This window comes from Rhodococcus sp. NPDC047139 (assembly GCF_040643435.1).
Lineage (GTDB): Bacteria > Actinomycetota > Actinomycetes > Mycobacteriales > Mycobacteriaceae > Rhodococcus.
The window spans coordinates 123986-136825 of sequence record NZ_JBEYUH010000003.1 but is presented as its reverse complement, the minus strand read 5'-3'; the positions used below and the strand labels follow the sequence as shown (position 1 = coordinate 136825).

At 67.1% G+C, this 12840-nt stretch carries 14 protein-coding genes; 5 read left to right on the top strand and 9 right to left on the bottom strand.

Features of this window, described 5'->3' with window-relative positions; translation table 11 throughout:
- Positions 1-22 precede the first annotated feature (22 nt).
- Both ABZ789_RS04610 and ABZ789_RS04605 read right to left on the bottom strand, forming a co-directional pair.
- Complete coding sequence (locus ABZ789_RS04610; protein WP_358419598.1) at positions 23-685, bottom strand: aminodeoxychorismate/anthranilate synthase component II; 663 nt, start codon at positions 683-685, stop codon at positions 23-25.
- Positions 686-733: 48 nt separating this feature from the next.
- Positions 734-1459: a DUF881 domain-containing protein gene (locus ABZ789_RS04605; protein WP_358419595.1), complete on the bottom strand. Its 726-nt coding sequence runs from the start codon at positions 1457-1459 to the stop codon at positions 734-736.
- Positions 1460-1562: 103 nt separating this feature from the next.
- Here ABZ789_RS04605 and crgA point away from each other — a divergent pair, with 103 nt between their 5' ends.
- Together crgA and ABZ789_RS04595 are read left to right on the top strand one after the other, a co-directional pair.
- The gene (crgA, locus tag ABZ789_RS04600; protein ID WP_358419592.1) at positions 1563-1826 is read left to right on the top strand and encodes a cell division protein CrgA; all 264 of its coding nucleotides are present in this window, start codon (positions 1563-1565) and stop codon (positions 1824-1826) included.
- A 94-nt stretch (positions 1827-1920) separates the two neighbouring features.
- Positions 1921-2379 (top strand): PH domain-containing protein, encoded by a 459-nt coding sequence (locus ABZ789_RS04595; protein WP_358419589.1) that lies wholly within the window; start codon positions 1921-1923, stop codon positions 2377-2379.
- Here the strand turns inward: ABZ789_RS04595 and ABZ789_RS04590 are convergent.
- Both ABZ789_RS04590 and ABZ789_RS04585 read right to left on the bottom strand, forming a co-directional pair.
- Complete coding sequence (locus ABZ789_RS04590; protein WP_358419586.1) at positions 2364-3287, bottom strand: rhomboid family intramembrane serine protease; 924 nt, start codon at positions 3285-3287, stop codon at positions 2364-2366. The genes ABZ789_RS04595 and ABZ789_RS04590 overlap by 16 nt on opposite strands.
- A gap of 11 nt (positions 3288-3298) precedes the next feature.
- The gene (locus tag ABZ789_RS04585) at positions 3299-3826 is read right to left on the bottom strand and encodes a peptidylprolyl isomerase (protein WP_358419583.1); all 528 of its coding nucleotides are present in this window, start codon (positions 3824-3826) and stop codon (positions 3299-3301) included.
- Positions 3827-3928: 102 nt separating this feature from the next.
- Between ABZ789_RS04585 and ABZ789_RS04580 the strand changes: the two genes are divergently transcribed.
- Entirely contained in the window at positions 3929-4384 is a 456-nt protein-coding gene (locus ABZ789_RS04580; protein ID WP_358419580.1) for a hypothetical protein, read from the top strand.
- A 370-nt stretch (positions 4385-4754) separates the two neighbouring features.
- Positions 4755-6710 carry an acyl-CoA dehydrogenase family protein gene (locus ABZ789_RS04575; protein WP_358419577.1) on the top strand — a complete coding sequence of 652 codons (1956 nt, stop codon included), beginning with the start codon at positions 4755-4757 and terminating at the stop codon, positions 6708-6710.
- A gap of 70 nt (positions 6711-6780) precedes the next feature.
- Here the strand turns inward: ABZ789_RS04575 and ABZ789_RS04570 are convergent, their stop codons facing one another.
- Positions 6781-8073, bottom strand: coding sequence for a lipase family protein (locus ABZ789_RS04570; protein ID WP_358419574.1), 1293 nt, complete (start codon positions 8071-8073; stop codon positions 6781-6783).
- 206 nt (positions 8074-8279) lie between these two features.
- Between ABZ789_RS04570 and ABZ789_RS04565 the strand changes: the two genes are divergently transcribed.
- Entirely contained in the window at positions 8280-9386 is a 1107-nt protein-coding gene (locus ABZ789_RS04565) for a hypothetical protein (protein WP_358419571.1), read from the top strand.
- A 4-nt stretch (positions 9387-9390) separates the two neighbouring features.
- Here ABZ789_RS04565 and ABZ789_RS04560 read toward each other — a convergent pair whose 3' ends face one another.
- The 4 genes from ABZ789_RS04560 to ABZ789_RS04545 all read right to left on the bottom strand — a co-directional run bounded on the left by ABZ789_RS04560 (position 9391) and on the right by ABZ789_RS04545 (position 12745).
- A complete protein-coding gene (locus tag ABZ789_RS04560) occupies positions 9391-10350 on the bottom strand; it encodes a R2-like ligand-binding oxidase (RefSeq protein WP_358420189.1) in 960 nt (319 codons plus the stop codon).
- Between the two features lie 61 nt (positions 10351-10411).
- Positions 10412-11587, bottom strand: coding sequence for a Dyp-type peroxidase (locus tag ABZ789_RS04555; protein ID WP_358419568.1), 1176 nt, complete (start codon positions 11585-11587; stop codon positions 10412-10414).
- Positions 11580-12164: a copper chaperone PCu(A)C gene (locus ABZ789_RS04550; protein WP_358419565.1), complete on the bottom strand. Its 585-nt coding sequence runs from the start codon at positions 12162-12164 to the stop codon at positions 11580-11582. Before ABZ789_RS04550 ends, ABZ789_RS04555 begins: the two co-directional genes overlap by 8 nt.
- Positions 12165-12241: 77 nt before the next feature.
- On the bottom strand, positions 12242-12745 hold the full coding sequence (locus ABZ789_RS04545) for a hypothetical protein (protein ID WP_358419562.1): 504 nt from the start codon (positions 12743-12745) through the stop codon (positions 12242-12244).
- Positions 12746-12840: the final 95 nt, after the last annotated feature.

Sequence of the window (12840 nt, the reverse complement as noted above, 5' to 3'; positions counted from 1 at the left end):
TCTCTTCGTCGAGTGGGGCGACTCAGGCTGCACCACCGTCGAGGGCCCGGGCCATCTGTGCCTCGAGCCGTGCGACAAGAGCATCGTCCGGTGCTTCACCGCAGGCCGCGAGCCAGTTCGCGAGCATCCGGTGACCGCCCTGGGTGAGCACCGACTCCGGGTGGAACTGCACACCGTGGATCGGCAGCTCGGCATGACGAAGAGCCATGACGATCCCGGTCTCCGTGTGGCCCGTCGGCTCGAGTTCGGCGGGCATGGTCTCGGGCAGCACGGTCAACGAGTGGTAGCGGGTCGCGGTGAACGGGTTGGGCAGGCCTGCGAGCACACCGGCGCCGTTGTGTCGGACCAGGCTGGTCTTGCCGTGCAGCAGCTCGGGTGCGCGGTCGACGGTCGCTCCGAAGGCGACGCCGATGGACTGGTGCCCGAGGCACACTCCGAGCAGCGGCGTGCTGCTGTCGGCGCAGGCCTTGACCAGATCGATACTCACCCCTGCGCGTTCGGGTGTGCCCGGGCCGGGGCTGAGCAGGATGCCGTCGTAATCACGGGCGACTCGCGTGAGAGCCCCCGGAGCGGTCAGTCGATCGTCGTCGTTGCGCCACACGTCCGCTGTCGTTCCGAGCTGCCCCAGATACTGGACCAGGTTGAAGACGAAGCTGTCGTAGTTGTCGACGACGAGAATGCGCATGAGACGAGGGTACTCAGTGCCTCGGACCGGGCAATGCGCCCGGCCGTCTCATCGCACGGACGAACCGCCGGTGTAGGCGGGGACCGACAGATCGTTCGACGCCTGCTGCGCGTACCCGAGCTGATAGCGGGCCGCGTACTGCTTGTAGATACGGATACCGGGCTCGGCGTCGAGCGCCGCCTGCAACCGTGCCGGGTCGCCGAGCGCGGTGACGACATAGGGCGGCGAGTAGGTGCGCCCGTGCAGCAGCAGCGTGTTGCCGATGCAGCGCGGTGCCGACGTCGCCACGATCCGCTGGTCCTGCATGGCCACGGCTTCGGCGCCGCCTGCCCACATCGCGTTGAGCACGCTCTGCACGTCCTGCTGGTGCACGACGAGATCGTCGGGGGACGCACCGGACGGATATCGTCCGTTCGCGTCCCGGGGTGCGTCGGTCAGGGTGACGGTCACGCCCGGGCCCCGGCGGGCCACGAGCCCGGCCGGGTCCTCGATGGCCGACAGTTCGCCGAGCACCGCGGCGACGTCGTCGTCCGTCGTGGCGGCGCGATCCTGGAGTTCTTCGATGCGGGCGGTGAGCTCGTCCCGGGTGGTGGCCAGTTCGTCGGACTGTTCCTGCGCGGTACGGACGAGATCGGACAGTCGCGGTGAATCGCCGGCGCGCAATTCGTCGCCGTCGGACACTCCGCGGGTGATACCCACGAGCAGCCCCGCGACCAGACAGACGGCGAGGGTCGCGACACCCCACACGGGTGCGCGCAGCCGTCGTTCCGACACGTCGTACCTCCGATCCTGGCCTTACGTTAGCGTGATCTCATCAGGTAGCTGACCGACCACTCCACTCGTGTGCCACGGGTGGAGTCGTAAGAACGAGGACACCATGCCCAAGTCGAAGGTTCGCAAGAAGGACGTATCCGCGCCCCGGGCCGTGAGCCGCACACCGGTGAAGATCAAGGCCGCGCCGTCGAGCACGTTGTACGTGACGGTGATGCTCGGTCTGATGGTGATCGGGCTGCTGTGGCTGATCGTGTACTACCTCGCAGCCGAGCAGATCTCGTGGATGAACGATCTCGGTGCCTGGAACTTCCTGATCGGCTTCGGCTTCATGGTCGTCGGTCTGATCATGACCATGAGATGGCGTTGACTTCCACAGCCACGGGTTACACCGGTGTGATTCATCCCCACCTGGGGATAAGCCTGTGCACAACCCGGTGACCGGCCCGACGGAGAGGACACCCGTGCCCGACGACACCTCGCTGCGGTGGTCGACTCCACCCGCCGCGGTCACAGCTCTGTCGCTCGCCGGCATTGCGCTCGCCGTCACCGCTGTGGTCGCAGTTCCCGACGCGGCCGGCCGGGTGCTGGTCGGATTCGCGGCACTGATCATCCTCGTGACGGTCGCGCTGGCGTTACGGCAACGCCCACGACTCGCGGTGCTGCCGGGAGCGACCGGCCTCGTTGCGATGCGGCTCACCGGCCGCCGCGAGTTCCCCCGCCCGGCACTGCAGCGCGTGCGGATCGTCGAATACCCGCGGTTCGGCCGGCGCGTGCCGATGCTGGAGATCGACGCGATCGACCCCGCGAGCGGAACAGAGAGCCTGATGATCTTCGGGCGGTGGGATCTGGGGACGGATCCGAGGAAGGTGCACGAAGCTCTCGCTGCCCGCGATCTGGCGCCGGATCACACGCCCAATTGAGCACGTAGACGTAGTACGGCGAGCACGATCACCAGCAGCGTCACCAGGCCGACCGTGGACAGTGCGAGCCATCCGGTGCGCACGATGCGTTCCCGGCTGTCGCCGGCCCCGAGATATTGCGGGGCGTACAACAGGGCAGCAGTCGCGGCTCCACCGGCGATGAAACCACCCAGGTGGCCCCACAGCGAGATTCCGGGGATCGTGATGCTGATGATCACGTTCAGACCGACGATCATCAGCACCGGCGCCGGGCTTCGGCGCAGACGCAACAGGATGATCGCCTGTGCTCCGAGCAGACCGAACACCGCGCCCGAGGCACCAGCGGTGACCGCTCGGGTCTCCATCAGCATGACCGCGGCGGAACCGCCGAGGATCGACACGAGGTAGACCGACAGATAGCGGAGGCGTCCGAGAACGAGTTCGGTGTCGCGGCCGATCACCCACAGCGCGAACATGTTGACGGCAAGGTGGAGCAGGCCGAAGTGCAGGAAACCGCTGCCGAGGAGTCGGATGTACTCCCCGTGGGCAGCGATGATGGGCGGCCACAGTGCCCAGTCGAGGAACAGCGCCGAGCCCTGCTCGTTGGTGGTCACGCTGCCCGACTGCGCAGCCGTGACGGCGAAGACGAGCACGTTCAGCGCGACGAGCACGTATGTCACGACCGGCGTGGGCCGACCCGAGCGGACCGGCGCGCCGGCGATCGTACGGGCCTGCGGTGCCGACCGCTCGGCTGCCGCAAGGCAGTCGACGCAGTGCTGTCCGACCGATGCGGGGCGCAGGCATTCCGGGCATGCGGGGCGGCCGCAGCGGGAGCAGGCGAGAAGGGTCGGACGGTCGGGATGGCGAACGCACCGCGGCTGGGGCTGTGGGCCACCCTCGGCCGCGGAGCCCCAGCCGGGGTTCGTCATGGGGGACTCTCTCAGGAGATGGTGATGCTGTTGATGACGACGTCGTCGACCGGACGGTCGGCGCGGTCGGTGGCCGTGGTGGCGATCGCGTCGACGACCTTCCTGGACTCGGGGTCGACGACCTCACCGAAGATGGTGTGGCGACGGTTGAGATGCGGGGTCGGTCCGACGGTGATGAAGAACTGCGAGCCGTTGGTGCCGGGGCCTGCATTCGCCATCGCGAGCAGGTAACCGCGGTCGAACTGCAGTTCGGGGTGGAACTCGTCGGCGAACTGGTAGCCCGGGCCGCCACGGCCGGTGCCGGTGGGGTCGCCGCCCTGGATCATGAAGCCGTCGATGACGCGGTGGAAGATCGCGCCGTCGTAGAACGGGCCGCTGGTCTCTCCCTTGGCGTTCTGGGTCTTGTACTCCTTGGTGCCCTCGGCGAGGCCGACGAAGTTCTCGACCGTCTTGGGTGCGTGATTGCCGAAGAGGGCAATCGCGATGTCGCCGCGGTTGGTATGGAGCGTGGCCGTTGCTGTCTGATGCGGTGAAGTCACACCCCCATGGTGCCATTGACGATCCGCCGGGCAGGACGGGCCGCACGCGAACACATTCCCGGCAACGGCCGCACGTCCGGATCCATGTGGAAGAGTGGACCCATGAGCAAGCTGATTCATGGCGAGAACGACGACGCGTGGCGTCCGGCATTCGTGCGGCGCCAGGACGAATCCGGCGATCTTGCGGGTGCTCTCCGCGTAGCCGGCGAAGGTGCGGTGGCCCTCGCTCAGGGATCGAGCGCAGCCGGCCTGTTCGCAGCCCGCAAGGGCCTCGACGTGGCCGGTGGACTGGCCACGGCAGCGAGTCGTGCCGCCGCCGAGCGTCGCCCCGGAAAGGCCGCTACCGAGCGGAGGGGTCGGCGGGCCGGTCTCGTCGTAGGCGCCGTTGCCGCAGTTGTGGCGGCGGCACTCGTGCTCTACCGCAGGCGCCTGCCGGCGTATCCGCCGATCGCGCCGGAGCCTCCGCGCGTCCGGCCCGCGGCGTCGTCGGCGACCACGACCGGTGAAGATGTCTCGAAACCGGCCTCACCGAACGCGAGCGGTTCGGCGGGCGACTGACCGCCGGGTTCGACGGCACCACCCTCCCGGTGTCCGAATTTCTTTTCTGCAGAACGTATTTCAAGGTCGACGATGAGACAGGCCGCGAAGTAGAGCGCACCGAGGAAAGCGATCAGGACGGGGACGAAGGCCAGAAACTCCATGGCCACCTCCGATAGATCCGGCGAAGGATCGGCGGGTGAGGGGCGGGGCACGTCATCGTGACAGTTCGAGGGTAGGCGCATTCCCGAGGAGCGGCACCCCGTGAACATGCCCCCGATGCAGTGATACAGGTCACATTCGACAGCTTCATGATCGACATTTCGGATCTTGTGATATCCGACACGTCCGGGTGCATACTCACCGGTAGGCACGCGACCCGGAGGCAGTCATGGCAGACGATGCCGATGTCCGAACCCCACAGGTCACCGAGCGGCAAGCACGGGAAGTAGCCGAGCAGGCCCGCGAGTCCGAATGGAACAAGCCATCCTTTGCGAAGGGGCTCTTCCTGGGGCGCTTCACTCTCGACCTCGTCCACCCGTTTCCGCGCCCCACACCCGACGAGGACGCCCGCACCGAAGAGTTTCTCGCGCGGCTGCGCGCAGCGTGCCGATCGATGGACTGCATGCGCATCGAGCGCGATGCGCAGATTCCCGACGAGTACATACGCCGACTGGCGGAACTCGGCTGTTTCGGGATGAAGATTCCGGTGGAGTACGGCGGGCTCGGTCTGTCGCAGGTCGCCTACAACCGGGCGCTCACGGTCGTCGCCGGAGTGCATCCCAGTATCGGCGCACTGCTGTCGGCACACCAGTCGATCGGAGTACCGGAACCGCTGAAGCTCGCCGGTACCTCCGAGCAGAAGCAACGATTCCTGCCGCGATGCGCACGCGGAGCAATCTCCGCCTTCCTGCTCACCGAACCCGACGTCGGTTCCGACCCCGCCCGACTCGCCTCCACCGCCGTACCCGTCGAGGGCGGGGACGCCTACGAACTCGACGGCGTCAAGCTGTGGACGACCAACGGTGTGGTCGCGGAACTGCTCGTCGTCATGGCTCGTGTGCCGAAGAGCGACGGGCACCGCGGTGGGATCTCCGCGTTCGTCGTGGAAGCGGATTCACCCGGCATCACCGTCGAGCGCCGCAACACCTTCATGGGACTGCGTGGCATCGAGAACGGCGTGACCCGGATGCACAAGGTCCGGGTACCGAGAGAGAACCTGGTCGGACGTGAGGGAGACGGCCTGAAGATCGCGCTGACGACCCTCAACGCCGGTCGGCTCGCAATCCCCGCAATGTGTGCGGGTGGCGGAAAGTGGGCTCTGAAGATCGCCCGCGAATGGTCGGCTGTCCGCGTCCAATGGGGCAAACCGGTCGGTGAGCACGAAGCCGTCGCCGCGAAGATCTCCTTCATCGCAGCGACGACCTACGCACTCGAGTCCGTCGTGGAGCTGTCGGGGCAGATGAACGACGAGCAGCGAAACGACATTCGCATCGAAGCCGCACTGGCGAAATTGTGGTCGAGCGAGATGGGTTGTCTCATCGCCGACGAACTGGTGCAGATCCGCGGCGGCCGGGGATACGAGACCGCCGAGTCACTGGCCGCCCGGGGCGAACGGGCGGTCCCCGCAGAGCAACTCGTTCGCGACCTGCGAATCAACCGTATCTTCGAGGGATCGAGCGAGATCATGCGTCTGCTCGTCGCCCGTGAGGCGGTCGACGCGCACCTGCGCGCTGCCGGAGAACTCGCCGATCCGGACTCGACGGGCAAGGCCAAGGCCCAGGCCGCAGTACGAGCGAGCGGTTTCTATGCCCGGTGGCTTCCCAAGCTTGTCGCAGGCAAAGGCGGATTGCCACGAACCTATGCCGAATTCGGCTCCCTTGCCACGCATCTCCGGTACATCGAACGCAGTTCCCGCAAACTCGCCCGCTCGACCTTCTACGGGATGGCCCGGTGGCAGGGCGGACTCGAGAAGCGGGAGAACTTCCTCGGCAGGATCGTCGACATCGGAGCCGAACTGTTCGCCGCGACAGCGGTGTGCGTGCGCGCCGAACGACAGCGCGTGGACGGACATCCTGGAGCCGACGCTGCTTTCGAATTGGCCGACGCATTCTGCCGACAGTCACGACTGCGCGTGGAGAGATTGTTCGGGGCCCTGTGGACGAATACCGATGCCGAGGACCGGCGCACCGCGACCGGAGTTCTCGGGGGCAGATACGAGTGGCTCGAGCGCGGGGTCCTCGACCCGAGCGAAGGCACCGGCCCGTGGATCGCCCACTGGGAATCGGGCCCGTCGTCCGAGACGAACGTAGCGCGCCGGGTCATCGACACCCATCACTCCGTATAGCCCGATACAGTTCCGGCCCGCACCCCCGGAGAGGGAGTGCGGGCCGGACTTTCGGTGATGTGCGGTGCGGTCAGAAGCTTCCGCAGTTGGACGGAGCCGGCTCACCCCGCAGTCGCGCTTCGATGTACGCGACGGATTCGGGCAGACCCGCGATCATCGGAACCGCGTGGTTGATGATGAATCCGGGAAGTACGGGAGGCGTGTTGTTGGGCAGGAACTGCACCGTGGCGTCCTGGTCGCACCAGTTCAGCGCCAGCTCGCGAGCCTGACCGTACGGGACGGTGTCGTCCTGTGTGCCGTGCTGGAGCAGGACGGGCACAGCGGGAGTACGCTTGCCGATTCGCTGTTCCTCCAAGACCTTCTGAACCCCGGGCAGACGACCGAGCACGACGTCGAGGGGTTCACCGGTGCGCGTGTAGTCACTGGTCCGCTGGAAAGCGAAGTTCGCGATGGTCTCCGGAACGCACTGGTTCGCCACAGCGGCGAGCATCTCGCGGCCGCGGTCGCTGACCTCGGCGTCGATCTCGTCGCGCAACTCCGGATACGCCTCGCCCAGACCGTTGATCGTGTACCCGATCGCGCCGGTGAGAAGCGTGCCGTCGATCTGCTTCAGAGTCGCCACCAGGTCGGCAGGCGGAGCGCCGACGTATGCACCGACGAGGTTCAGCTCGGGCGCGTACTCGGGGGCGAGCTCGGCCGCCGCACCCGAAGCGCCACCACCCTGCGAATAACCGAACAACCCGACCGGGCTGTTCTCCGTCACCGAGGTGTTCTCGAGCTTCAGTGCCGCTCGGACCGAGTCGAGGACGGCATGCGCTTCGGCTGCACGGTTGACATAGGTGTGGTGCCCGGGAGTACCGAGCCCGTCGTAATCGGTGACGACCACGGCGATGCCTCGCAGCAGCAGCGCGTTGATCGACAGCACCTCGTACTCGGTGAAGAAGTCGAGCGGCGGGTTGTAGTGGACGAGCGCACCGAGGTTCTTCGACGGTGCACACTGGTCGCCCTGCCCGTGCGTCCCGACGGCCAGTGCGACCAGCGGCCGGTCGCCGGAGCCGTTCCACGGCGTCGACGGCTCGATGTAGGTGCCGCTCACCGCATTGGGTGCGCCGTTCGCGTCGTTGCTGCGGTACAGCAGTTTGGTGCCCTGGCCGGGGAAGACTCCATCGGCACTCGGTGCTCGCAGCGCCAGATCGGACGGCGCCGTGCGCAGGATGTCGCCCGGAGCACCCGACGGAAGCGGCTCCGGAGGGAGATAGAAGTCCGTCTCGGCTCCGGCTGTCGCCGCCGAACCTAGAAGACCACCCCCCAGGACCGTCGTGACCACCGCTGCGGCCACCCATTGCCGAGCACGCACTATCATGTTGCCTCCACCACTCAGTGTCGCCGTGTGTCCCTGGTCACGGCGGTACGCACTGTAACACGCACTTACCGGCAAGTAAGGTCGGCACTTTTCCTCCCGTCTGCCACAATCGTTCTTCGCGCCGGAACCGGCGCATTTGCCCGGCGTACCCGGAGCGAGTCGGGTCCTCGGCAGCAAGACGAGCAGCCTCTCGAGGAAGGGAAGACATGGCCATCGGTGTCGGCCTCCGAATCGGGCGAGTCGTGTCCACGGCGGTCATCGCTTCCAACGAACCCGGCACTCCCGATCCCGTCGTACTCGCACGTGACACGGTTCTGCACGTCGATCACGACGGCACCACCTCGCTCGGCACCGTCGCGCACGGGGACGAAGCACGGACGATCGCGGGCTTCCTCACGCGGGTCGGCGACGCCTCCGGGATCACCGCCAGCGATGGCCGTACGTATCGCGCCGAAGATGCGATGGCCACCGCCATCCACTGTCTGCTGCGGGAATGCCATCCCTTGCCGACCTTCGGCGGTATGGACAAGGACAGCGACCCCGGCTACGCCGCGACCTATCCGTCACACTGGGATCCCTCCACAGTCGCCACGTTGCGAGCCGCGCTGGACTATGCGGATCTGCGCCACGTCGACCTCGTGTCGGACGCCCAGGCTGCCGCCGCCTGGTATGCCTCCGAGATCTCGGAGACACCAGGGCAACTCGTGGGAGTCTTCCATCTCGACGACGGCGGCTCGACCGTCACGCTCGTGCGCTCGGGGGTGCCCGCCGGCAAGGCCTATCGGACACCAGCCCAGGGGTCTCCTTCACCGGCAGCACAACTCGCCACTGCACTCGGATCGTTCGGCTGGATGCCGAGCAATCTCGAGGCCGTGGTCGTCATGGGCGATGGCCTCGTGGCACGCGATCGCACCCACATCAAGGAGATCGCCAACAGTCTCGCCACCAAACTCACGGTGCGCAGTCTCGTGGGACCAGGCCCGGAGCAGACTGCGGCGCTCGGCGCGGCGATCCTCGCCGCCGGATTCACTCCCGCACGCGAGACCCCCAAGGCGCGCATCGGGCTGCCGCCCTCCTACGACGCGACCGACGTCCTCACCGGCGGACTCGTGCGTCTTCGCGAACTCGAGGAGAAGCGGCTCGGGACCGAGGACGTCGTCGAGGAACGCGAAGCCGTTGCCGAGCCTGCGCCCGTCCCCGCTCCCCCCACCGACGCAGTGGGCGACCGGAGCGGCGGAGACAGGAGGACGGTCGTCGTCGCGACGGTCGTCGTGATCGTGTTGATCGCGATCGTTCTCGGCGTGCTGCTCTGATCCGTCAGTCCGCCCGAGGGTGGTCAGCGGGAGGAACCGCGGCGAGTGCCGCTGCGTCCTCGTCTCCGAATCTCTCCTCGAGCACGGCAGGGGCGAAATCGAGGTCGATCTCCTCGAGCGGACGCCCGCGGGCGGATTCGATTGCGCCGAGCCGTCTTTGGGCCCGGTCGGCGGCGTAGGAGATGAACTCGTCGTTGTCGAGGCCGTATGGCTGTTCGTCGAACTGTTCGTTCTGCCACTGGATCATTCCGGTCGCGAGCGGAAGCAATTCCTCCATCCGGCGCAGCACGACGCCCCAGTTCGAGTCGTCCGCGGCCACGTGCCGCCGGCACGTGAAGGTCCCCCATGCCATGTGCCGACGCTCGTCGGAACCGATCCGGCGGATGAGTTCCTGCATGCCCGGCAGGATCCCGAACTTGGTGCACACCTTCTGCCACACGTAGTAGCCCGTCAGCGCCAGACTGCCCTCGAGGACATGGTTGTAGGTGACGCTGGCCCGGACCTGATTCGCCGGGGACGGATCGTGGTCGAGGACTCGGAGGCTGCGCGGTAGTTCCTCGTAGAACAACCGCCGATAGTAGGGATTCTCCGCCACGAAGGGGTGCAGGTCGGAGGTGAGGCCCACGGTGTCCATCCAGCGCCGGAACACCTCGACGTGTTTGGCCTCCTCGAAGCAGAACTGGGTCAGGTACATCTCGTCCCCCAGCCGGCCCTCGGCCTGCATTGCACGCATGAACGGGAGGATGTCCTGCGTTACGGCTTCCTCACCGGCGACGAACAGCGCGACCAGATAGGTCGAACTGCGACGCTGCTCCGGGTTGAGTGCATCCCAGTCTTCGGGGTCGCGGGAGAAGTCGATGTCCATCGGATTCCAGAACCCCGCATTGCCCTTCAGGAAGAGCCGGAGCGGGAAGGCGTCCCAGTTCAGGCCGCCTTCCCGCAGCGATGCGAAGCCCTGACGCATCTGTGTAATCTCGGTCACACCTCGAGGCTAGACCTCGCACACGGATACGTCCGGGCCTTCGTCAGACCTCCAGCAGTGTGTCGCCGGGATAGCCGTCCGGACCGAATCCCGGCGGGAGGAGGAAGACCGCCGACCCGACCGGAGTGATCCATGGATTCAGTGCGTCGTGCTCGGCGAGACGCTGCTGCACCGGAACGAACTGGCGATCCACATCCACTTGATAGGAGGCGAACAACAGTCCGGCGCCGTCCTGGTCGTCGTAGTTGTAACCACGCCGCAGGAACTGCTCGTCGCCCGTGCGGGGACGAGCCCGCGCAACGTGAGATTCCGGTGGTATCACGGGAATACCGAACCGATCCGTGGCCTCGAAATCGGCGTCGTCGTGCTCCTGCGAGCCGGTCAGCGGAGCGCCGTTCGACAGTCTGCGGCCGACTGCGAGTTCACGTGCGGGGCGATCGAGTTCGTCCCACGTGTCGAGTTCCATGCGGATACGACGAAGGACCAGCGACGTTCCACCGGCCATCCACGACGGCTCTCCCGGGTTCCAGACCTGCCGGTCGAAGTCCGGGCTGTGCGGGGTGGGGTTGACCGTGCCGTCGACCTGTCCCATGAGATTGCGCATCGTCATTCCGTCCGGCCTGGTACCGGCCGCGTGCCGGAATCCCCGCTGGACCCAGCGGACCGTCGCCAGCGAGCGCACGCTCTTGGTGAGGGTACGCACCGCATGCGAGACGGTGACAGGATCGTCCGCGCACACCTGCAACAGCAGGTCTCCCCCGGACCACCGTTCTTCGAGCCGGTCGACGGAGAAGGCCGGAAGCGGCTTCAGCCATGGCGGGCGCTGGTCGGTCAGCCCTGCGGCGTCGAACACCGCGGGACCGTATCCGACCGTGACCGTCAGACGCGCCGGATCCACCGCGAGTTCGGGTTCGGTGTCACCCAGCGCCGGCGTTCCGGTGGTGAGGCGCCGGGCGTCCTCGGCCCAGACCCGCATGATCCCGACGAGACCGGCGCGATCGATGTCCTCGGCAAGATCCAGTGCCACGAACGAGGCGAACGCTTGCGCGGGGGTGTCGATGCCGGCTTGATGCACCCCGTGGATCTCCACGGTCTGCGAGCCCGTCGGCTCGGGCGGACGGGACGCGACCGCCGCGCCACCACCCACCGCGCCCAGTCCGGCTGCGCCCAGCGCGGCGACACCGCCGCCGAGCAGGGTTCGTCGGCTGAACCTAGCCACCGTGTCCGGCTCCGGCTCCGGCTTCGGCTTCGGCTTCGGCTTCGGCTTCGGCTTCGGCTTCGGCTTCGGCTTCGGCTTCGGCTTCGGCTTCGGACGGCACGTACTCTTCCTGCGCGCCGGCGAAGTCGCGGACCTGAGCCGTGAACTCCTCGGTCGACCCGTCCGCGAATTCGAGCGTGAAGCTCACCATGCTGCCGGGTCGCACGGGCACGACGAGGTCCATGAGCATGAGGTGATCCTGACCAGGGGCGAGGACGTGGGTGGTGTCCCCGGGGATCACCAGTCCGTCACCCATCTCCTGCATCACCATCGAGCTGCCCCCTCCGGGGACCATCTCGTGCAGTTCGGTGGTCTTGGACGCGGGACTGGAGGCACCGACGATGTGGACCTCGCTGCTGCCGGTGTTCCGGATCTCGGCGAAGCCACCGGTCATCCCGGCGTCGGAGGCCTTGACCCAGGCCTCGGAGACGACGACGGAGTCCGCCGAGGTTGCGGACGTCGTATCGGATCCGCAGGCGGTGACGGTCGCGAGGAGAGCCGTTGCGACGGCTGCGGGGTAGAGCACGGTTTTCTTCATGATTCTCCGTTGGTGGCGCGGTGCCCTTTCGGCACGCGGAACGAACGGTCGCCGACAGCGGCGACCGATAGGTGGGCCTATCGGAGAACGGTGGGAGGTGCGCGGCAACCCGAACCGCCGACCAGCAGGAGGCCAGGGCCGATGCGCAGCCGGTAACCGGTGGGGGCGGGCTCGGCGACGGCGACCGGCAATGCACGGTACAGCCGGGGAAGCAGCCGTCGCAGCGCTGCGAATGCGACACCGCATCCTGTCTCGGCGCCCTGCACCAGGACTGCGGCCACGGCGACCGCACCGAGGTGAGCGAGAAGCATCCCCAGGGCGGGGGTGTGCAGGTGCCCGTCGTGGAGTCCGAGCACGAGATGGCCCACGACCTGGCCGAGCACCAGCAGCAGCGGAACCGGCACGCGAGTCTCCGCTGCGAGCACGCCGGAGATCACGGCGACACCGAGCAGAAGCACCACGATGTCCTGGTGAGGCACGGCACCGCCGGCGAAGGCATGAGCGGCGATGCTCAGAGTGACCGACATTGCGCACACGAAGATCGCGCGCACGCGCGCCAGGATCTTCGCGTCGGAGGCCACGACGTTCAGAATACTGGCTCCACCTGGTGTTACTACGAGGTGTAGTAACCGTCACCAAAGATGTCGACATCGTGTCGGTAAGATATCGACGTGTC